This window comes from Microbacterium enclense, assembly GCA_038182865.1.
In the GTDB taxonomy this organism is placed as follows: domain Bacteria; phylum Actinomycetota; class Actinomycetes; order Actinomycetales; family Microbacteriaceae; genus Microbacterium; species Microbacterium enclense_B.
In genome coordinates this window covers 3269975-3290982 of record CP116226.1, presented here as the reverse complement: position 1 = coordinate 3290982, position 21008 = coordinate 3269975, and the positions used below count along the sequence as shown (strand labels likewise).

At 69.4% G+C, this 21008-nt stretch carries 19 protein-coding genes and 1 tRNA gene; 7 read left to right on the top strand and 13 right to left on the bottom strand.

Annotated features, from left to right (window positions below; translation table 11 throughout):
* Nucleotides 1–97: 97 nt before the first annotated feature.
* Both coaD and PIR02_15465 read right to left on the bottom strand, forming a co-directional pair.
* Nucleotides 98–595, bottom strand: a complete 498-nt coding sequence (gene coaD, locus PIR02_15470) for a pantetheine-phosphate adenylyltransferase (protein WZH36148.1) — start codon at nt 593–595, stop codon at nt 98–100.
* 49 nt (nt 596–644) lie between these two features.
* Complete coding sequence (locus PIR02_15465; GenBank protein ID WZH36147.1) at nt 645–2837, bottom strand: ATP-dependent DNA helicase RecG; 2193 nt, start codon at nt 2835–2837, stop codon at nt 645–647.
* Between the two features lie 77 nt (nt 2838–2914).
* Between PIR02_15465 and rlmJ the strand changes: the two genes are divergently transcribed.
* Complete coding sequence (gene rlmJ, locus PIR02_15460) at nt 2915–3478, top strand: 23S rRNA (adenine(2030)-N(6))-methyltransferase RlmJ (protein WZH36146.1); 564 nt, start codon at nt 2915–2917, stop codon at nt 3476–3478.
* A gap of 19 nt (nt 3479–3497) precedes the next feature.
* Here rlmJ and thiL read toward each other — a convergent pair whose 3' ends face one another.
* The gene (gene thiL / locus PIR02_15455; protein ID WZH36145.1) at nt 3498–4502 is read right to left on the bottom strand and encodes a thiamine-phosphate kinase; all 1005 of its coding nucleotides are present in this window, start codon (nt 4500–4502) and stop codon (nt 3498–3500) included.
* Between the two features lie 25 nt (nt 4503–4527).
* Here thiL and PIR02_15450 point away from each other — a divergent pair, with 25 nt between their 5' ends.
* A complete protein-coding gene (locus PIR02_15450) occupies nt 4528–5037 on the top strand; it encodes a DUF3515 family protein (GenBank protein ID WZH36144.1) in 510 nt (169 codons plus the stop codon).
* A 119-nt stretch (nt 5038–5156) separates the two neighbouring features.
* Here PIR02_15450 and PIR02_15445 read toward each other — a convergent pair whose 3' ends face one another.
* From PIR02_15445 to leuC, 6 genes are all read right to left on the bottom strand, one after another.
* A complete protein-coding gene (locus tag PIR02_15445) occupies nt 5157–6242 on the bottom strand; it encodes a D-alanine--D-alanine ligase (protein WZH36143.1) in 1086 nt (361 codons plus the stop codon).
* Nucleotides 6142–7284 carry an NAD(P)-dependent glycerol-3-phosphate dehydrogenase gene (locus PIR02_15440; GenBank protein ID WZH36142.1) on the bottom strand — a complete coding sequence of 381 codons (1143 nt, stop codon included), beginning with the start codon at nt 7282–7284 and terminating at the stop codon, nt 6142–6144. Before PIR02_15440 ends, PIR02_15445 begins: the two co-directional genes overlap by 101 nt.
* A complete protein-coding gene (locus PIR02_15435) occupies nt 7274–8014 on the bottom strand; it encodes a lysophospholipid acyltransferase family protein (GenBank protein WZH36141.1) in 741 nt (246 codons plus the stop codon). Before PIR02_15435 ends, PIR02_15440 begins: the two co-directional genes overlap by 11 nt.
* 4 nt (nt 8015–8018) lie before the next feature.
* Nucleotides 8019–9395 (bottom strand): UDP-N-acetylglucosamine 1-carboxyvinyltransferase, encoded by a 1377-nt coding sequence (gene murA / locus PIR02_15430; protein ID WZH36140.1) that lies wholly within the window; start codon nt 9393–9395, stop codon nt 8019–8021.
* A 63-nt stretch (nt 9396–9458) separates the two neighbouring features.
* A complete protein-coding gene (gene leuD / locus PIR02_15425) occupies nt 9459–10055 on the bottom strand; it encodes a 3-isopropylmalate dehydratase small subunit (protein WZH36139.1) in 597 nt (198 codons plus the stop codon).
* A gap of 1 nt (nt 10056) precedes the next feature.
* Nucleotides 10057–11517, bottom strand: a complete 1461-nt coding sequence (gene leuC, locus PIR02_15420; protein ID WZH36138.1) for a 3-isopropylmalate dehydratase large subunit — start codon at nt 11515–11517, stop codon at nt 10057–10059.
* Nucleotides 11518–11820: 303 nt separating this feature from the next.
* Here leuC and PIR02_15415 point away from each other — a divergent pair, with 303 nt between their 5' ends.
* Nucleotides 11821–13131: an aminotransferase class I/II-fold pyridoxal phosphate-dependent enzyme gene (locus tag PIR02_15415; protein WZH36137.1), complete on the top strand. Its 1311-nt coding sequence runs from the start codon at nt 11821–11823 to the stop codon at nt 13129–13131.
* Nucleotides 13128–14441 carry an LLM class flavin-dependent oxidoreductase gene (locus tag PIR02_15410; GenBank protein ID WZH36136.1) on the top strand — a complete coding sequence of 438 codons (1314 nt, stop codon included), beginning with the start codon at nt 13128–13130 and terminating at the stop codon, nt 14439–14441. The genes PIR02_15415 and PIR02_15410 overlap by 4 nt, the downstream gene beginning before the upstream one ends.
* Nucleotides 14442–14601: 160 nt before the next feature.
* Here the strand turns inward: PIR02_15410 and PIR02_15405 are convergent, their stop codons facing one another.
* Entirely contained in the window at nt 14602–15660 is a 1059-nt protein-coding gene (locus tag PIR02_15405; protein ID WZH36135.1) for a TerC family protein, read from the bottom strand.
* 176 nt (nt 15661–15836) lie between these two features.
* Between PIR02_15405 and PIR02_15400 the strand changes: the two genes are divergently transcribed.
* Nucleotides 15837–16391 (top strand): sigma-70 family RNA polymerase sigma factor, encoded by a 555-nt coding sequence (locus PIR02_15400; GenBank protein WZH36134.1) that lies wholly within the window; start codon nt 15837–15839, stop codon nt 16389–16391.
* The gene (locus tag PIR02_15395) at nt 16388–17437 is read left to right on the top strand and encodes a DUF4349 domain-containing protein (GenBank protein WZH36133.1); all 1050 of its coding nucleotides are present in this window, start codon (nt 16388–16390) and stop codon (nt 17435–17437) included. The genes PIR02_15400 and PIR02_15395 overlap by 4 nt, the downstream gene beginning before the upstream one ends.
* Before the next feature lie 202 nt (nt 17438–17639).
* Here PIR02_15395 and PIR02_15390 read toward each other — a convergent pair.
* Nucleotides 17640–17715 (bottom strand) — tRNA-Glu (locus PIR02_15390).
* 210 nt (nt 17716–17925) lie between these two features.
* On the opposite strand from PIR02_15390, the gene PIR02_15385 reads away from it, so the two are divergent.
* Complete coding sequence (locus PIR02_15385) at nt 17926–18564, top strand: MBL fold metallo-hydrolase (protein WZH36132.1); 639 nt, start codon at nt 17926–17928, stop codon at nt 18562–18564.
* An 81-nt stretch (nt 18565–18645) separates the two neighbouring features.
* On the opposite strand, the gene PIR02_15380 is transcribed toward PIR02_15385, so the two are convergent.
* Together PIR02_15380 and PIR02_15375 are read right to left on the bottom strand one after the other, a co-directional pair.
* Entirely contained in the window at nt 18646–18915 is a 270-nt protein-coding gene (locus PIR02_15380) for an HPr family phosphocarrier protein (protein WZH36131.1), read from the bottom strand.
* A gap of 28 nt (nt 18916–18943) precedes the next feature.
* Nucleotides 18944–21001, bottom strand: a complete 2058-nt coding sequence (locus PIR02_15375) for a fructose-specific PTS transporter subunit EIIC (GenBank protein ID WZH36130.1) — start codon at nt 20999–21001, stop codon at nt 18944–18946.
* Between the last annotated feature and the right edge of the window lie 7 nt (nt 21002–21008).

Genomic DNA, 21008 nt, shown 5'->3' with positions numbered 1-21008 from the left:
GGTCCGGGACGGTGGGTTCTCACGGTCGTCGATTCTACCCGCGCGCCCCCGGACGCGGGCCGGGCCACGCGGCCGTGCCCCGCGAGGGGCGTGGGCGTCAGATCCCGCGCGCCCCGGTGTCGAGGAAGCGCGCGACAGCCGGGGGGACGTACGGAGAAACGTCGCCGCCCAGGCCCGCGACCTGGCGGACGAGCGAGCTCGACACGAGAGCGTGCGAGGGGTCGGGCAGCAGGAAGACGGTCTCCACGTGCGCGAGGTCACGATTGACGATCGCCATCGGTGTCTCGTACGCCACGTCGACCTGTGAACGGATACCCTTCACGAGCACCTTCGCCCCCACCTCGGTCGCGTAGTCGACCAGGAGTCCCATGCTCCACGCGGCGACGACGACATCACCCTCGACCCCGCCCTCACTGATCGACTGCTCGAGGAGCGACTGGCGCTGCGCGAGAGGCAGCATCGCCTCCTTGCCGGGGTTGTGCACGACGAGAACGTGAAGCTGGTCGAAGAGACCGGCTGCACGGCGGATCACATCGAGGTGTCCCAGCGTCGGCGGGTCGAACGAGCCGGGAACGACGGCGATCCGGGGATTCATGCGGCCAGCCTACCGATGACTCCGGGACAGGGCTCGGCGACCGCGGCTCTCACGATTTCGCGAGAGCCGCCCGCTCCTCGACGCCGAGACGACGCTCGAGTGCGGCCGCGAGACCCGGATGCCGCTGCAGAGCCGGGTCGTCGGCGAGAAGGCGTTCCCCCTCGGCGCGCGCCTCGGTGATCAGGTCGGCATCGGTGACGACGCGCAGAAGGCGTAGCGACGACCGTACGCCGGACTGCGCGCCGCCGAGGACGTCACCCTCGCCGCGCAGCTCGAGGTCGACCTCCGCGAGGGCGAAACCGTCGAGCGTGGCGGCCACGGCGTCGACGCGGGCCCGCGAGGACGTACCGGGAGACGCCTCGGTGACGAGGAGGCACAGCCCCGGCACTCCGCCGCGACCGACGCGGCCGCGCAGCTGGTGGAGCTGCGAGACGCCGAATCGATCAGCCTCCAGGATCACCATCGTGGAGGCGTTGGGGACGTCGACGCCGACTTCGATCACCGTCGTGGCGACGAGCACGTCGATGTCTCCCCGGGCGAAGGCTTGCATCACGGCGTCCTTCTCGTCTGCGGGCATCTTGCCGTGCAGGATCTCGACCCGGATATCGGCGAACGCCGGCAGTCTCGATAGCAGCGCCTCGACCTGCACGACTCCCCAGCGCGTGCGGTTGGCCTCGCCCGAGGCGGTGGTCGGCGGCGCCGCCTCGGGCGCGTCCGCCGGTTCATCGGTCTTCTCGTCGGCGGAGAGCTGGTCGGCGTCGATCGCGGCGCACACCACGAACGCCTGCCGGCCTTGCGACACCTCCTCGGCCACGCGGTCCCAGACGCGCGCGAACCAACTCGGCTTCTCGGCGAGAGGGGCGACGAACGACTGGATGCCGGCACGCCCGGCCGGCATCGTACGGATGGTCGACACGTCGAGGTCGCCGAACACCGTCATGGCGACCGTCCGGGGGATGGGCGTCGCCGTGAGCACGAGCGTGTGCGGCGACTCCCCCTTCGCACGAAGCGCCTCGCGTTGGTCGACACCGAAACGGTGCTGCTCGTCGACGACGACGAATCCGAGATCCGCGAACGTGGTCGTCGAACTCAAGAGCGCGTGTGTACCGACCACGATCCGCGCCTGCCCCGAGGCGACGCGGAGCGCCGCCTTCCGACGCTCCGCGGCCGGAAGCTGTCCGGTCAGCAGCGTCGGCATCAGCTCGGGGGCCAACTCCGGACCGAGCATTCGAGCGATCGAGCGCAGGTGCTGCGCGGCGAGGACCTCGGTCGGTGCGATGAGCGCCGACTGCCCCCCGGTCTCGGCCACCTGGAGCATGGCGCGCAACGCCACGAGCGTCTTGCCCGACCCGACCTCGCCCTGCACCAGGCGGTTCATCGGCCAATCACCGACCATGTCGGACGCGATCTGCGCGCCGACGCTCTGCTGGTCGGGAGTCAGCTCGAACGGCAGGATCCGGTCGAACCGCTCGAGCAGCCCCCCGGGCTGGGCAGGTCGTCGCGTCGCCGAGAGGGCGCGCACGAACTGGCGCTGCTGCAGCAGCGCGGTCTGGAGCACGAACGCCTCCTGCATCCGCAGCGTGGCCACCGCGGGAGGGATGTCGTCGTCGTTCTCGGGTCGATGGATCTGCTCCAGGGCGGCGCGCGCGGGCAGCAGAGCACGGCGCGCACGCAAGTCGTCGGGCAGCGGGTCGTCGATGTCTCCGAGAGCGTCGAGGACGAGGGAGATCGTCTTCTGCACGAGTGGACTCGGGACGGTTGCGGTGGCCGGGTAGATCGGGATGGGCCGCTTCGCGCTGACCTCCGCCTCTGCTCGGGCCTCGGCGATGTCGTCGAAGAGCTCGTAGTCGGGGTTGGTGAGCTGCGTCTGACGCCGGTACTCGCCGACCTTGCCCGAGAAGATCCCTCGTCGGCCCGGCGTGAGGTCTTTCAGCCGCCACGGCTGATTGAAGAACGTCAGCGACAGTCGGCCGTCGCCGTCGCTGATGACGACCTCGAGAAGCGAGCCCCGGCGATTCTGCATCCGCCGCTCGTTGGCGCTGACGACCTCGGCGACGATCGTGACCGGCTCACCCAGCGGAAGCGTGGAGATCGGGGTGAGTTCGCCGCGCCGGGCGTACCGCCGCGGGTAGTGCTCGAGGAGCTCCCCCACCGTCTTCATGCCGAAGGCACGGTCGAATGCCGCCGCCGTCTTGCCGCCGACGGCGCCGTCGAGACGGGAGGCGAGCGACAGACCGGGCATGCTCCGAGTCTAGGGACGGCCGCCGACATCGACGCCGGCGCAGCGGTCGGCGCTCGCGGAAACCCTAGGCTGAGTCCGTGACGCGCATCATCTCCGGCCGCGCCGGCGGCACCGTGCTCGACGTGCCGCCCAAGGGCACCCGTCCCACGAGCGACCGGGTCCGTGAGTCGCTGTTCGGCGCCCTCGACGCCGCGGGCCTCCTCGACGACGCTCGCGTGGCGGATCTGTACGCCGGCTCCGGTGCACTGGGGTTGGAGAGTCTGAGCCGCGGGGCCGCCGCGGCCGACCTCGTGGAGTTGTCGGCGCCCGCCACCGCGTTCATCCGCACGAACGCCGAACGGGTCCGCTCCGCGGGTGTCACCGGCGCCGCGCGCGTGCACCGCGCGAACGTCACGACCTACCTCACGGCATCGACCGCCGAGTGGGATCTCGTCTTCATCGACCCCCCGTACGACGTCGGCGAGGACGAGCTCACCCGCGTCCTGGTGGCTCTCGCTCCGCGGCTGAGTCGAGATGCCACCGTCATCGTCGAGCGGGCCACGCGCTCACCGGCTCCGGACTGGGCCACCGCGGGCCTCGAACCGGAGCGCGACCGCGCGTACGGCGACACGACGATGTGGTGGGGTCGACCGCCGGCATGACGCGCGCCGCTGTGCCGGCTCAGCCGCGACCTGCGTCCCAGTCCCGATAGGGGTCCCAGCCCGCGCGTCCCGTCCAGGGGGTGCCGTCGACGATGAGGGGATCCGCTCCTCGCTCCTCGACCGTCCCCACACGTCGACCGACGGGGTCGGCGCCCGCCGGGAAGGTGACGAGGAACCCGTGATCCTCTCCCCCGCGCAGCGCGAGCGCCGGATCGTCACCCAGCGCGGCGGAATCGAGGGCGATCGTCACATCCGAGGCATCCGCGAGGCGGGTGGCATCCAGCGCCAGGCCGTCGGAGATGTCCATCATCGAGGTCGCCCCGGCGTCGGCCGCGCGCTGGGCGTCTGCGATGGGAGGGCGGGGGGTGAGTTGCCGCGAGAGCGCGTGGGCATCCGTCGGTGAGAGCGCGGCGCGATCCTCGGCGGTCACGGGCACCGGGGCTCCGTCGGCATCCGTGAATCGACGGAAAAGCAGCTCGATTCCGCGAGCCGCCGGACCGAGTTCGCCGATCACGTAGACACCATCTCCGGCCCGCGCCCCCGAGCGACGGACGGGGGCGCGCCCATCGAGGGAGCCGAGGGCGGTCACGGCGATCGTGAGGGTGTCGGAGACCGTGAGGTCGCCGCCCTCGACGGCGCAGCCGGGGGCCAGCTGGGCACACGCATCGCGCAGACCGTCGGCGAAGCCGCGGACGAAGGACACCGGCGTGTCGTCGGGCATGGCCAGCGCCACGAGGAGGGCGAGGGGGCGCGCGCCCATCGCGGCGACGTCGGCGAGGTTGACGGCGGCCGCTTTGAACCCGAGGTCATGCGCCGACGACCACGCGAGGCGGAAGTCCGGACCGTGCACCAGCGTGTCCGTCGTGGCCACGACACGACCGTCGGGAACGGCGAGCACGGCCGCATCGTCGCCCGGCCCGACGGGAGCGGACGATGGCGGGAGGCGATCCAGGATGCCGCGGAGGATCTGCCCCTCTGACAGCTCTCCCACGGTGAGCTCACGGGCGGTGTCGGCGTCGGTCACTCCCCCACGCTATTAGCCTGGAGGGGTGCCCCGCTTCTCTCGGACCTCCGCGCTGCTCGCCGCCCTCCTGCTCCTTCCGGGGCTCGCGGCATGCAGCACGACCGTCGCGATGGAGCCGGCGAAGCTCGCGAACGACCCCGCGTGCGCCAACGTGGTCTCGCGACTGCCGAAGACGATCTCGGGCCAGGAACGACGGTGGACCGACGCGCAGGCGACGGCCGCCTGGGGCAATCCGGCATCCATTCTCATGACGTGCGGTCTCGAGGCTCCCGGTCCCACGACCCTGCCCTGCCGCACGTCGGACGGGGTCGACTGGATCATCGACGAGTCGCAGGCCGATCAGAACAAATACACGCTCACGACCTACGGGCGCGAGCCCGCGCTGCAGGTGTACCTCGACCAGGCGGTCGCCAGCAGCGGAGACGTCGCTCAGGCCCTCGGACCGCTCATCCGGGACTGGCTCGCCGAGACCGGCGCGAAGTGCACGGCGCCGTCGGACGCGACCCCGGCTCCCGAGCCGTCGTCGACCCCGTAAGCCCCCGCCCCGGCTGCCGACCATCGGTCGCGTCCGTGGAGGTGCGCCGGCTTGGGCCGAACGTCCGCCGAAACGGGGTTCTGGCGCACACGAGGCCGAGGTCAGCGTGGTGAGAGCCGTCAGGCCGAGGGCAGCGCCGCGTCGATCAGGTCGCTGATCAGGTCGGGGTAGCTGAGGCCCGAGGCGATCCAACAGGTCGGGAACATCGAGATGGGCGTGAACCCGGGCATGGTGTTCACCTCGTTCACGTAGAACTCCGTACCGGTGTAGAAGAAGTCGACGCGCGCGAGTCCCTGGCCGCCGATCGCGTCGAATGCCCGGGCGGCGATGCGCTGCATCTCCTCGAGCTCACCGTCGCTGAGATCCGCGGGGCAGACGAGGTCGACGCCCGGGGCATCGAGATACTTCGCCTCGAAGTCGTAGAACTCCCGACCCGTGACGACGATCTCGCCCGCGACGCTCACACGGATCGGCCCCCCGTCGCGGCCGGGGAGCACGCCGCACTCGACCTCACGGCCGACGATCGCCTGCTCGACGAGGACGAGGCCGTCCTCGGCGAAAGCGGTGTCGAGGGCGTCGTCCAGGTCGTCCCAGCGGGAGACCTTCGAGACGCCGACGCTCGATCCGGCCTGGTTCGGCTTGACGAAGACGGGCAGGTCCAGGGAACGGATGCGGCGCTCCCAGAGAGCACGATCGCGCGCGAGATCGGCCCGCGACACGGCGACCCACGGCACGACCGGGACGTTCGCCGACCGGAGCACCTGCTTGGTGACGTGTTTGTTCATGCCGATCGCCGACATGAGCACGCCGCCGCCGGCATACGGGATGTCGAGCAGTTCGAGGAGCCCCTGCACGGTCCCGTCTTCGCCGAAGCGTCCGTGCAGGATCGGCAGCACGACGTCGACCTCGCCGAGGGAACGGGTGCCCTCGGCATCCGTCACCGACCATTCGCGCGACAGGGTCGAGTCGGGAAGACGCACGCGCGTACCGTTGTCGACCACCTGCGGGAGCGCCTCGGGGATGAGAGCGAACTTGTCGGGATCGTCGTCCTCGAGGACGAAGGCGCCGTCGCGCGTGATGCCGACCGGGATCACCCGGAAGCGGTCACGATCGATCGCGCGCAGCACCCCGCCCGCCGTGGCGGAACTGATCGAATGCTCGCTGGAGCGCCCGCCGAAGAGCACCACCACCACCGGTTTGGTCATTCTGCGTCCTCTCGCCCTGCGGCTGGTCGTCGTCGGTCGTCAGGTGCGGCGCGATGTCGCGCGGATCCATGGTGCCGTCGAGCACCATCTTCACCTGTTGCACGATGGGCATGTCGACACCGACCTGCTTCGCGAGCTGGAGCACGGGGGCGACGGATGCCAGGCCCTCGGCGGTCTGCTGCATCTGCGCGACCACCTCCTTGTAGCCGTACCCCTGACCGAGCAGACGCCCGGCCGTGTTGTTGCGGCTCAGCGGTGATTGGCACGTCGCGATGAGGTCGCCGAGGCCGGCGAGACCCTGCAGCGTCTCGGGCTGGGCCCCCTGTGCCACGGCGAAATCGGTCATCTCGACGAGCCCTCGCGTGATGATCGACGCCTTGGTGTTCTCGCCGTACCCCACGCCGTCGACGATGCCGATCGCCACCGCGATGAGGTTCTTCAGGACGCCGCCGAACTCCGTACCGATCACGTCGGTGTTCACGAACGACCGGAAGTAGCGGTTGCGCGCGCGGCGAGCAACCGCTTCCGCGGTCTCGGGGCTCAGCGAGCTGATGACGGCCGCGGTGGGCTGCTCGCGTGCGATCTCGAGGGCGAGATTGGGACCGGATGCCACGGCGATCCGCGCCGGATCGCACTGCAGGACCTGCTCGATGACCTGGCTCATGCGCAGGCCCGTGCTCTTCTCGACGCCCTTCATGAGTGACACGATCGGTACGTCGGTGTGCTCGACGAGCGGCTTGATCGCGGCGAGGTTCTCGCGCAGCGACTGACTCGGAACCGACAGGTAGATCTGCTCGGCACCCCGCAGCGCCTCGGCGAGGTCGGTGGTCGCCGTCATCGTGCGGGGGAGGTTGATCCCCGAGAGGTAGCGGCTGTTGCGCTTGGACTCGGTGATCTCGGCGGCCAGCTCCGGACGCCGGGCCCACATCACCACGGAGGCTCCCCCGTCGGCGAGGATCTTGCCGAAGGTCGTCCCCCAGCTGCCCGCCCCGACGACCGCGATCTTCGGGCCCGCGACGGGACCGACGTTCTTACGACTCAAGGCGGCCCGTCTCGTTCTGCCCGTGCTGCGACGGGTTCCAGCGCTCAGCGGGGGCGGGCAGACCCCGGATGCCGGAGAGCATGGTCGTGATGCGGTTCATCATCGCGTCGGTGGCGCGCGTGAGCGTGGCGGGCTGGGTCGGTGTCGCGGTGTACTCCGACAGATCCATCGCCGGGCCGAACTCCACGATCACGCGCGAGCGCCGCGGGAACCTGAGCTTGCCGTAGCGGGGCAGGATCTGCTGGACGCCCCACTGGGCCATGGGGATCAGCGGCAGGTCGCCCGCGAGGGCGAGACGTACCGCCCCGGTCTTGCCCCGCATCGGCCACAGGTCGGGGTCTCGTGTGAGGGTTCCTTCGGCGTAGACGATGACGCCGCGGCCGTCTTTCGCGATCTGCTCGGCCGCCTTCATCGACTGGTTCGCGCTGGTCGACGCTCGGGGAACGGGCACCATGCCCGTGGACCGGAGCGCGGCGCCCAGAACAGGCACCCTGAACAGGCTCTCCTTCGCCATGAATCGCGGTGCGCGACCCAGACGCCACACGGCGACCGCCACGATGACGGGGTCGAACTCCGAATTGTGGTTCGGAGCGAGCACGTACGCCCCCTCCCGCGGGAGGTGCTCGCTGCCGCGGATCTCGATCCGAGCGAAGAGTCCCGTGAGGGGGACCACGATCGCGGCGAGCGGCCAGAAGGCGCTCGGTCGACTCTTCTCTGGGGTCGCGACCACGGCCTCAGCCCACGACGGAGAAGTCGGCGTCGAGAGCGGTGAGCTTCTCGAGGAACTTCTCGTACCCGCGGCGGATGATGCCGATGTTGCGCACCGTCGACTCGCCCTCGGCCGCCAAGGCGGCGATGACGTAGCTGTAGCCGCCACGGAGATCCGGCACCTCGACATCGGCCCCGTGCAGCGGCGTCGGTCCGTTGATGACGGCGGCCTGCTCGAGGTCGCGGCGAGGCACACGGCGGTCGGGGCTCGCGATGCCCTTGGGGTGCACGACGATGTCGGCACCCATCTTGTTCAACGCGGCCGTGAAGCCGAGTCGATTCTCGTAGACGGTCTCGTGGACGGTCGAGGTCCCGTTCGCCTGCGTGAGCGCGACGATGAGAGGCTGCTGCCAGTCGGTCATGAAGCCCGGGTGCACATCGGTCTCGACCATGACGGGCTTGAGCGCCTCGCCCCGACGGAACAGAATGCCGTCCTCGCGGACGTCGAACCATCCGCCCGCCTTACGGAAGACGTTGAGGAACGTCAGCATGTCCTGCTGGCGTGCACCCTTCGCGAAGATCTCGCCGTCGGTCGCGAGCGCGGCGCAGGCCCAGGACGCGGCCTCGTTGCGGTCGAAGATCGCGCGGTGGTCGTACCCGTCGAGCTTGTCCACACCCTCGATGAAGATGACGCGGTTGGGCTCGTAGGAGATGATCGCGCCCATCTTCTGCAGCACCGCGATGAGGTCCATGATCTCGGGCTCGATCGCCGCGTTGCGCAGCTCCGTCACGCCCTTGGCGCGCACCGCGGTCAGCAGCACCTGCTCGGTCGCGCCGACGCTGGGGTACGGCAGCGTGATGTCGGCACCGTGCAGACCGTTCGGAGCCGTGATGCGAATGCCCTCGTAGCTCTTGTCGACCACGGCGCCGAACGCGCGCAGGGCGTCCATGTGGAAATTGATCGGACGGTCACCGATGCGGCATCCCCCGAGGTCGGGAATCAGTGCCTCACCGAGCAGGTGCAACAGGGGGCCGCAGAAGAGGATCGGGATGCGCGAGGCGCCGGCGTGCGCGTCGATCTCCTCGAAGTGCGCGGCGACCGCGCCCGAGGGGTCGAGGTGCAGAGTGCCCTCTTCATCGCCCTCGGTGACGGTCACACCGTGCACCTCGAGGAGGGAACGGACGACCTTGACGTCGCTGATCATCGGCACGTCGCGCAGGGTGCTGGTGGTGCCGCCCAGAAGTGCGGCCACCATCGCCTTGGTGACGAGGTTCTTCGCCCCCTTGACCTCCACGGTGCCACGCAGCGGTCGACCGCCGCGGATGGTGAGCGTCTCTGCCGCCTCCCAGTCCGGCTGCTGGCCGATGTGGTGTTCTCCGGTGTCGGAAACGAGTGTGCTCATAGGGGGGTGGACCTCACTTCGTGGACGAGGGGCGGTGAATCGACCCGATCGGGGCGATCGGGATCAGCGGACCGGAAGGGTCCGCGGCCGCCATGCCTCGCGGCGCGCCTCGAACTGCGTGATCTTGTCTTCGTTCCGCAGCGTGAGCCCGATGTCGTCGAGCCCTTCGAGAAGCCGCCACCTAGTGTAATCGTCGATCTCGAACGACACCTGGAGGTCGCCCAGGGTGGCGGTCTTCGCGGTGAGATCGACGGTCATCTCGACGCCGGGCTGCGCCTCGATGGCGGCCCAGATGCGCTCGAGGTCGTCCTCCGAGATCACCCCCGTGACCAGGCCTTGCTTGCCCGAGTTCCCGCGGAAGATGTCGGCGAACTTGGGGCTCAGTACCACCTTGAACCCGTAGTCGCGCAAGGCCCATACGGCATGTTCACGGCTGGAGCCCGTACCGAAGTCGGGACCGGCCACGAGGACGGACGCCGAGCGGTAGGCATCCTGGTTCAGGATGAACTCCGGGTCCTGACGCCAGTTGGCGAACAGCGCGTCGTCGAAGCCGGTCTTGGTGACGCGCTTGAGGAAGACGGCCGGGATGATCTGGTCAGTGTCGACCGCCGAGCGCTTCAGGGGAGCGGCGATACCGGTGTGCGTGGTGAACTTCTCCATGTCAGGCCTCCGCCCCGGTCGAAACGGTCTCGACGGCTACGGCGTCGAGGTCTGCCGGGCTCGACAGCGTGCCGCGGACGGCGGTCGCGGCGGCGACCAGCGGCGAGACGAGGTGGGTACGGCCGCCCTTGCCCTGACGACCTTCGAAGTTGCGGTTCGAGGTCGACGCGCAGCGCTCCCCCGGCGCCAGTTGGTCGGGGTTCATCCCCAGGCACATCGAGCATCCGGCGAAGCGCCACTCGGCGCCGAAGTCGGTGAAGACCTTGTCGAGGCCCTCGGCCTCCGCCTCCAGGCGCACGCGCGCAGACCCCGGGACGACCATGACGCGGACGTTCTCCGCCTTGGTACGGCCCTGGATGACGGACGCGAAGGCACGAAGGTCTTCGATGCGGCTGTTGGTGCACGAACCCATGAACACGGCATTCACGGGGATGTCCTTCATCGGCGTTCCCGCCTCGAGGTCCATGTACTCCAGCGCCCGCTCCGCAGCGGCTCGCTCGTTGGGATCGGCGATGTCGGACGGGGTCGGCACGACGTCCGAGAGCGAGACGCCCTGGCCCGGGTTCGTCCCCCAGGTGACGAAGGGCTCGAGCTCGTTCGCGTCGAGGAACACCTCGGCGTCGTAGACGGCGCCCTCGTCGCTGGGGAGGGTGCGCCAGTACGCGACGGCGTCGTCCCAGTCCTGACCCTGCGGGGCGTGCGGCTTGTCTTTGACGTAGGCGAACGTCGTCTCGTCGGGGGCGATCATGCCGGCGCGGGCGCCGGCCTCGATCGACATGTTGCACATCGTCATCCGCCCCTCCATCGAGAGGGAGCGGATCGCGCTGCCACGGAACTCGAGCACGTAGCCCTGACCGCCGTTCGCACCGATCTTGGCGATGATCGCGAGGATGATGTCTTTCGCGGTCACGCCGGGCTTGAGGTCGCCCTCGACGGTGATCGCCATCGTCTTGAACGGCTTCAGCGGAAGCGTCTGCGTGGCGAGCACGTGCTCGACCTCGCTCGTGCCGATGCCGAAGGCCATGGCACCGAACGCGCCGTGCGTCGAGGTGTGCGAATCTCCGCAGACCACGGTGATGCCCGGCATTGTCAACCCGAGCTGCGGGCCCACGACGTGGACGATGCCCTGCTCTTTGTCACCGAGGGAGTGGATGCGGACGCCGAACTCGTCGGCGTTACGGCGCAGCGTGTCGATCTGCGTACGGCTCGTGAGGTCGGCGATCGGCTTGTCGATGTCGAGCGTCGGGGTGTTGTGGTCCTCGGTCGCGATCGTGAGGTCCAGGCGACGTACCGGGCGCCCCTCGGCACGCAGGCCGTCGAACGCCTGGGGGCTGGTCACCTCGTGCACGAGGTGCAGGTCGATGTAGATGAGGTCGGGCTGGCCGTCCTCGCCCTTGACGACGAGGTGGTCGTCCCAGACCTTCTCAGCCAGGGTACGGGGGTGATCAGGGATGCCGGTCATGTTTGCGCTTCTCCTCGGGAGGGGTGTGAGGCCCGCGACGAACTCCGCGACGAGAAAGGCCTAGAACAAGGTCTCGTCGCGGCCGCTAAGGAGGAGGCCGGCGATCCGCACCTCGCCACGATACCACCGGGCTCGTGCGGGTCAGCCGCGCGCGCGACCGCGCCTTCCCCGCAGGTCCGACCCGAGCGGTGCCCGGGGATCGCCTCCGCGCCCGCGCACCGGCGTAACACGGCGCCGCACATTTCGGCGCCTCGCACCCGCTCGTGCGAGCCTGTCGAGACGCCGCAGGAAGGAGCGTGCCGCATGGCCGCGAACGCAGAGCCCGGATTCTCGACCCGACAGGTGCACGTCGGAGCGTCCACCATGCCCGCCTCGCCCCGCGCTCTGCCCATCTATCTCACGGCCGGTTTCACGTTCACCGACCTCGACGAGTCAGCGGAGCACTTCGGCACCGGCTCCGGCTTCGGATACACCCGCACCGGTAACCCCACGGTGCAGGCCGTGGAAGACCGGCTCGCCTCTCTCGAGGGCGGTGACCAGGCCGTCCTCGTCTCGAGCGGCCAGGCCGCCGTGACCGTCGCGCTGCTCGCTCTCGCCGGTGCGGGCGACCACGTCGTCGTCTCGGAGCACATCTACGAGGGCACCCGAGGGCTCCTTCTCGACAACCTCGCGCGCCTGGGGATCGAGACGACGTTCGTCGACACATCAGACCTCGACGCCTGGCGGGACGCCATCACCCCCCGCACGAAGGCGCTGTTCGCCGAGACGCTCTCGAACGCGCGCAACGACGTGCTCGACATCGCCGCCGTGTCCGCGATCGGCCGCACGCACGGCATCCCCCTCGTCGTCGACAGCACGTTCACGACGCCCTACCTCCTGCGCCCGATCGAACACGGTGCCGCCATCGTGGTGCACTCGGCGAGCAAGTTCCTCGCCGGCCAGGGTGCGGTGCTCGGCGGCGTGATCGTCGATGACGGGCGATTCGACGCCGCGGCAGCCGGTCATCGGTTCCCGCATCTCGTGCAGACCGACCGCCTGGGCGGCGCAAGCTACGCGGAGAAGTACGGGGCCCGCGCGCGTGGTGCCTACATCCGGGAGAGCGTCGCTCCGCGGTTCGGCCCGGCGCCGTCGCCGCTGAACGCCTTCCTCATCGGACAGGGCATCGAGACGTTGAGCCTTCGCGTCGAGCGCCAGTCGCAGAACGCCCTCGCGGTCGCACGGTGGTTGGAGGCCCGGCCCGAGGTCGAGCGCGTCGACCATGTCGGCCTCGACTCGCACCCCCATCACGAGCTCGGGCGGCGATACCTCACCCGCGGCACGGGGTCGGTGTTCACCGTGACCCTCCGCGGCGGCCTCGAAGCCGCGCGCCACGTCGTGCAGTCGGTGAAACTCATCACGCACATGACCCACCTCGGTGACGTGCGCTCCCTCGTGCTGCACCCGCAGAGCACCTCCCACTCCGCGCGGACGGTGGACGAACGCCAGCGCGCAGGGGTGTTCCCCGGCACGATCCGCCTCTCGATCGGCATCGAAGACATCGACGACATCCTCGTCGACCTCCAGCAAGCGCTCGTGGGCGTCCCCGTCGCCGAGCGTGAGACGGTCGTGCTGTGAGCCGGCTGCAGCATTTCGGGTGGTTCCTCGCGCGCGGGTTCGGTCCGCACGGCTGGGGCCACCCGTACCTCCGGTGGAATCACCGCTGGACCGAGCCGCAGCTCTACCAGGAGTCCGCCCGAACCCTCGAGCAGGCGGGTTTCGATCTTCTGATCATCGAAGACGCACCGTCCTTGGGCAGCGCCGAGACGATCGACCTCCGCGTGCGCCACGCCTTCGGTGGCCCCAAGCACGACCCGCTGCTGCTTGCGCCGTACCTCTTCGCCGAGACGAGTCACCTCGGTGTCGTGCCGACCGTCAACCCGGCTGCGTACCTCCCGTACACCGCCGCCCGTCAGTTCTCGACGCTCCAGCACCTGAGCGGTCACCGACTGGGCCTCAACGTCGTGACCGACACCGGCAGCGCGCGGCACTTCTCCACCGATCCGCAGCTCGGGCACGACGCGGCGTACGACCGGGCCGAGGAATGGCTCGACGGCATCCGTGAACTCTGGCGGAGCTGGGGCGAGGGCGCGCTCGTCGTCGACGAGGAGTCGGGTGTCTACGCGGACGGGACGAAGCTGGATGCCACGCGCCACCGCGGCGAGCACTTCGGGTTCGACGGTCCGCTCAATGCGATTCCGTTCACCGATGGCGAGCCGGCGATCGTCTCCCCCGGCGGATCGGGGCGTGGCCTGTCGTTCGCGGGGCACAACTCCGACGTGCAGCTCGCCCTCGCTCCGCTCGACGAGGCCAGCATCCGCGCCTACCGCGGCCGCATCCACGCGGCTGCCGAGGCCGCAGGGCGCAGGGCCGACGACATCAGCATCCTCTTCGCGATCCAGCCGGTGCTCGTCTCGTCGCCGGAGGAGGCCGATCGCCTCGTCGCGGCATCCGCGGACCCTTCCGAAGAGACGCTCATCGGCATCGCACGCAAGCAGTCGAGCGACCTCGAGACCGATCTGACCGGACTCGACCTCGACAACCCCCTGGACCGGTCGATCTTCGGTGAGCACGTGTCGGAGGGCAGCATCAAACGGCTCGTCGGAAAGCACGACGCCGACGCACCGCTGCGGACGCTGCTCACCGCGCACGCGCGTCTGGGACGCCTGAACGACGGCTCCGGCTTCGTGGGCACGGCGGACGAGTTCGCCGACCGGATCGAGGAGCTCGGCACGTGGGGCAACGACGGCGTGCTGCTGTGGGGCGACCTGCACCCGGTGACCGTGCATCGCCTCCTGGACGACCTGGTACCGATCCTGCGTCGTCGCGGGATCCTCCGCGAGGAGTACGTCGACGGCGGGCTCCAGGCGAACCTGCGCGCGTTCTAGGTTCGGGGTGCCGGGATCTCGGTCCAGCACGGCTCTGCGCGTCCCTCGAACAAGCTCAGCGAACGGCGGCGCGACGGGTGACTGGGCTCGTCGAGGCCACCGAAGGTCGAGCGGCCCGTCCCTTCTCCGAGCTCAGGGTCTTCGGTCGCTCAGGGCCCGTTCAGTCGCGCTCGGGGTGCTCCACCGTCGCGGGCGTGCCCCTCTCATCGGCGACCTCCGCAGCGGCATCCTGCGGTCCCGCAGCTGACGGTTCCCGCCGAGCAGCGATGAGGCTCGCGATCGTCGCCACAGCCATCGACAGCACGATCACCGCGAGCGACACCCACGTCGAGATCTCGGGTGCCCACTCGATCGGCTCACCGCTGTTCAGGAACGGCAATTCGTTGACGTGCATCGCGTGGAAGACGAGCTTCACACCGATGAAGGCGAGGATGAACGCGATGCCGTAGTGCAGGTACTTCAGGCGGTCGAGCAGGTCTCCGAGGAGGAAGTACAGCTGTCGTAGCCCCATCAGCGCGAAGAGGTTCGCCGTGAACACGATGAACGGACTCTGCGTGATGCCGAAGATCGCCGGGATGGAGTCGATCGCGAAGAGCAGGTCGGTCACGCCGATCGCCACGAACACGATGATCATCGGTGTGAACAGCCTCTTGCCGTTCACGCGCGTGACGACCTTCTTGCCGTCGTACGAGTCGCTCATCGGCAGGGCGCGGCGGAGCATCTGGACGATGAGGTTCTCTTTCTGCTCATCGTCGTCGTCTCCGGGGAGAGCCTGGCGGATCGCGGTGTAGACGAGGAAGAGTCCGAAGAGGTAGAAGATCGGGCTGAAGTTCTCGATGATCGTCGCGCCCACCAGGATGAACGCCCCGCGCAGGACGAGAGCGATGATGATGCCGACCATCAACACCTCCTGCTGATAGCGACGCGGCACGGCGAACTGCGCCATGATCAGGACGAAGACGAACAGGTTGTCGATCGAGAGGCTGTACTCCGTGAGCCAACCCGCGACGAACTGCCCCGCGACCTCTCCCCCGGCCACGATCCACAGCACGCCCGCGAAGATCAGCGCGAGCGTGACGTAGAACACCACCCAGAGGGTCGATTCCTTCGCCGCGGGGATATGGGGCCGCTTCAGGATGATGAGCAGATCGGCGATGAGGATCAGCACGAGGACGATGAGCGTGATCGTCTGGAAGAGCGGGTCGATCTGCAGCTCCATGACGAGCCTCTCGTTCGGGGGAAACGCTCGAGTCTATCGAGGAGACCGCGCACGGCCCGGGCTTGTGCACGTAGTGCTCATTGCGTGCGTACTTGCGTGAGACGATCGCGCCCTGACGGACACCTCTCAGTGAGAGAGTGCTCGGAGAGCCTCGTCCCGACGAGAAGTGGATGCCGATGACCGACGACGTGATCGACGACAGGGCCCTCGTGGCGCGCGCCGCGGGCGGGTCGGAGGTCGCGTATCGCGAGCTGTACCGCGCCTACGTCCGGCCGGTCTACTGGATCGCTTTCGGCCTCATGGGCGATGCCTCCGACGCAGAGGACGTCGCGCAGGACACCTTCGTCACCGCGTGGCGGAAGATCCCGTCGCTGAGGCTCGAGGGGACGACGCTGCTCCCGTGGCTCGCGACGGTCTGCCGGCTGCAGGCGCAGAACCGACTCCGGGCACGTCGGCGACACGGCTCCCACGGTGCGCTCGACGAGGACATGCCGTCGGCCGTCGACGTCGAAGCCCAGGTCGTTCAGGCGCAGACCGTGGCCGCGATTCTGGCGGCCGTCGAGGGTCTCGGCGACCTCGATCGGGAGATCTTCCGCCTCTGCGCGGCGGAGGGTTACGGCTACCAAGCCGCCGCCGAGCAGCTCGGTGTCTCGCACGGCACCGTGCGCAACCGCCTCTCCCGCATCCGGACACGGGTGCGCGCCAGCGCGATGGAGACGGAGACCCCATGACCACGCCCACCCTTCCCCCGCTCGATGACGACCGGATCGACGCGATGGAGACGCGCATCTTCGCGCGCATCGACGACTCCACCCGGACCGATCGCCGACGCCGGCGCGCTCGGATCGGCGGATGGACGGCCGCGGCGGCCAGCGTCGTGCTCATCGCGGCGATCGCCGGCCCGGCCGTGTTGAACGGCGGGAATAGCGCCCTGTTCGATCAGTCCGCTTCCGGGGGTGGCAGCCTTACCGAGCAGTACTCGGGCTCCGCGGACGGCGCCCCCGCTGCCCCGCTCCTCGACGGAGCGCAGGCCGAGACGGCTCCCGGCGCGGGGGCCACGACCACGCGCGAGATCATCGCGAACGGCTCCGCCACCATCGAGACGGATGACGTCGCGGCCGTCGTGTCACGGATCTCGGATGCCGCGACTTCGGCCGGCGGGTACGTCGAGTCCTCGCAGGTCGGGGGCTCGTCCGGCGCCGTCCCCCTCGATGCCGCGACGGCGCCGGCGAACGGGGACCCATCGATGGGCTGGGTCACCGTCCGCATCCCCGCCGACGAGCTCACCGGCGTGATGGACGGGCTGTCCACCATCGGGGCCGTGACGGCCTCGAGCGTGACGCGCAGCGATGTCACCGACCAGGCGGTCGACCTCCGGGCCCGCGTCGCCGCCGGCGAGGCATCCGTCGCCCGTCTGACCGAGTTGATGTCGCAGGCGGCATCCGTGTCCGACCTCATCGCGGCGGAATCCGCGCTGGCCGACCGACAGGCGCGGCTCGACGCCGATCGGCAGCAACTGACCCTGCTGGAGACGCAGGTGGCGATGTCGTCGCTGTCGGTCCAGGTCGTCCCCGCCGCGGCCGCGGTGACCGCTGATCCCGCCGGGTTCGGTGACGGCTTGATGGCCGGATGGAACGGCCTCGTCGCGGCCCTGAACGGTCTCGTCGTCGGCCTCGGCTTCCTGCTCCCCTGGCTCGCGGTGGCCGCGGTGATCGGGGTGGTGGTCTGGACGATCCGGCGCGCGCGGCGACGGCGGTCCGATCGGGTCGACACCTGATCGCAGATCCGGAGAGTGCCGCCGGATCCGGACGAATCGCCCCGGCCGGTCCGGATCCGATGTCGCTCTCCGGATCCGCTGCGGGCGCCCATCTGAAGGCCACCTCCGGGAGGAGCCCAACCCGTACAAGCGGGTCCTCGCCCAGCATCGGCGCCTGAGAACGAGAAAAGCCTCGACCATTCGGTCGAGGCTTTTCTCGTGTTGGTGACCCCAGCGGGATTCGAACCCGCGTTACCGCCGTGAGAGGGCGGCGTACTAGGCCGCTATACGATGGGGCCGCGTCGCAACCGTTCAAGTATGCACCACGAAAACACGCACGCAAAATCGAGGCGGGACCGCCGGGGATCTCGGGCGTGTCCGGCCACCGTACCCCCATCCGACGAAGGACGGTAGACCCCGGAACGTATCCCCCGCGCCGCATATCTACCTCGCCGGAGGCGGGCCCGCCACCGGTTGCTCCGTGGATCGACGAGGAGTTGACTCGCACTATGCGAGTAACCAAGCACGAACACGCCGCCCTCGTCCTCGTCGAATCGGGGCATTCCCTCGTCATCGATCCGGGGGTCTTCACCTCCCCTCTCGAAGACCTACACGGTCTCGTGGGCATCGTCCTGACCCACGAGCATCCTGACCACTGGACCCCCGACCACCTGAACCGCCTCCTCGAGACGCACCCCGGGACGCCCATCTACGGGCCCGAGGGCGTCAAGCAGGCCGCGGCAGGCTTCGACATCACGGTCGTCCACCCCGGCGACACCCTCGACCTCTCTCCCTTCCACCTCGAGTTCTTCGGCGGGAAGCACGCTGTGATCCACGAGTCCATTCCGGTCATCGACAACGTCGGAGTCCTCGTCAACGACGCGCTGTACTACCCGGGAGATTCGTACAGCGTCCCCAAGCACAAGAAGATCGCGCTGCTCGCAGCCCCCGTGGGCGCGCCGTGGCTGAAGATCGGCGACGCGATCGACTTCGTCCTCGAGGTCAAGCCGCAGCGCGTCTTCGCCACGCACGACATGACCCTCTCCCAGGCGGGCAAACAGATGGGCGACGGGCGCTTGACGTGGGCGGCGGAGCAGCACGGCGGGACGTTCGTCGACCTGAAGCCGGGAGACTCGACCGACGTCTGAGGCGGCGCGACCTCGGCACGCAGAAACACCGGATGCCACGAGCCCTCAGGCCCGTGGCATCCGGTGTTCGTGTGTTCGTGCTTACTGCGCGTCGAGGTCGGTCTCGAGAAGGGCGACGAGCTCGTCGAGTGCCTGCTCGGCACCCTCGCCCTCGGCCTTGAGGGTCACGACCGTGCCATGACCGGCCCCCAGGCCCATGAGCGACAGAATGCTCCCGGCGTTGAGGTCAGGGCCACCCGCGGCCGCGATGGTGACGGGGATCTTCTTTTCCTGCACGGCCTGCACGAAGAGCTTCGCGGGGCGGGCGTGGAGGCCCGAGGCGCTGGCGATGGTGGCCTGACGTTCTGCCATGGTGAATCCTTCCGATTCGACGGGGGTGTTACGCAGCCACCGTGGCTGCGGGCGCAGCCTCGGCGACGGCGGCGTCCTTGGTGCTGCGGCCGAGGCCCTTGAGGGCCACGACGATCAGCGCCGTCACGACGGTACCCGCCACGATTGCGAGGGCAAAACCCCAGAAGGGGTTGATGGCGAAGAAGACGAAAATGCCGCCGTGCGGAGCGAACGACTGCACACTCAGGAGCATGCTCAGACCACCGGTGATCGCACCACCCACCATCGAGGCGGGGATGACGCGCAGCGGGTCGGCCGCGGCGAACGGGATCGCGCCCTCGGAGATGAACGACGCGCCGAGCAGCCACGCGGCCGCACCGTTCTCGCGCTCGACCGGGGTGAACTTCTGGCGGGCCAGAAGGGTCGAGGCGAGGGCCATCGCGAGCGGAGGCACCATACCTGCGGCCATGACCGCAGCCATGATCAGGTACGGCGCGGTGTTGGTCTGTGACGCGGCCGCGAGGCCCGTCGTGGCGAAGACGTAAGCGACCTTGTTGACCGGGCCACCGAGGTCGAAGCACATCATGAGACCGAGGATCACTCCGAGCACGATGGCACCGGCGCTGCTGGCGGCGAGCGACGTGAGGCCCTCGGTGAGCGCGGCCATGAGCGCCGCGATCGGGCGCCCGAGGAACAGGATCATCAGACCCGACGCGAAGATCGAGCCGAGGAACGGCACGATCACGACGGGCATGAGCCCGCGCAGCCAGCGCGGGGCGTCGAACCGGCCGAGCCACCAGGCGATGAAGCCGGCGAGGAGGCCACCGATGATGCCGCCGATGAAGCCGGCGTTCATGAGCACGGCGACGGCGCCGGCGACGAACCCGGGTGCGATACCGGGGCGGTCGGCGATCGCGTACGCGATGAAGCCCGCGAGCACGGCGACGATGAAGCCCATCGAGGTCGCGCCGATCATGAAGGCGACCGAGCCGAGGTACTGGCCGATCGGGCCGAGGGGCGACGTGATGCCCTCGGTCGGGAGGTCCCAGAGCGAGTTCTGGATGATGACGTTGGCCGCGTTCTGCGTGACCTGGTATCCGCCCAGGAGGAAACCCAGGGCGATGAGAAGGCCGCCACCGGCGACGAAGGGGATCATGTAGCTGACACCGGTCAGGAGCCACCGCTGGATGCGACGGCCCACCGACTGCTGGACGACGGGAGCGTCGGACGCGGATGCCGCGGCCGCCCCGCCCTGCACACGGGCGGCGTTCGGGTTCTCGCTGGCGGCGAGGGCTTCGGCGATGAGCTGCTTCGGCTGCTCGATGCCGCGCTTGACACCGGCGCGGACCACGGGCTTGCCGGCGAAGCGCTGCGGCTCGCGCACATCGACGTCGACCGCGAAGATCACGGCGTCGGCGTCGTCGATGACGCTCTGCGGGAGGGCCTTGTAGCCGCTGGAGCCCTGAGGCTCGACGATGAGCTCGACGCCCTCGGTCTCCGCACCGGCGGCGGTGAGCGCGTCGGCCGCCATGAACGTGTGAGCGATGCCGGTCGCGCAGGCGGTGACGGCGACGATCTTCTTCGTCTTCGTGGTGGGCGTGCGGGCCTCGGCGCGCGTCGCGGCCGGGGCCTCGGCGGGTGCGGCGGGCGCGGGGGCGGGGGCGATGGCATCCGTGATGATCTTCACCGCGTCAGCGGGAGTCGCCGCCGCGCGCAGACCCGACAGGAAGTCGTTGTTCATCAGGCTGCGAGCCAGCTGCGACAGCACCGCGAGGTGGGCCTCGTCGGCACCGGCGGGGGCCGCGATGAGGAACACGATGTCGGCGGCGCCGTCGGGGGCGCCGAAGTCGACGCCCGGGTTCAGGCGCGCGAACGCGAGGGTCGGCTCGGTGACCGAGGCGCTGCGCGCGTGTGGGATGCCGATGCCGCCGGGCAGGCCGGTCTCGTCCTTCTGCTCGCGGGCCCAGGCGTCGTCGAACAACTCTTGGGCGCTGGTCGCGCGACCCTGCGCGACGACGCGCTCGGCGAGGGCTCGGATCACCGACTGCTTGTCGGTGCCCAGGGGCGCGTCGAGGGTGACGAGCTCCGGAGTGATGATGTCGGACATTGTCAGG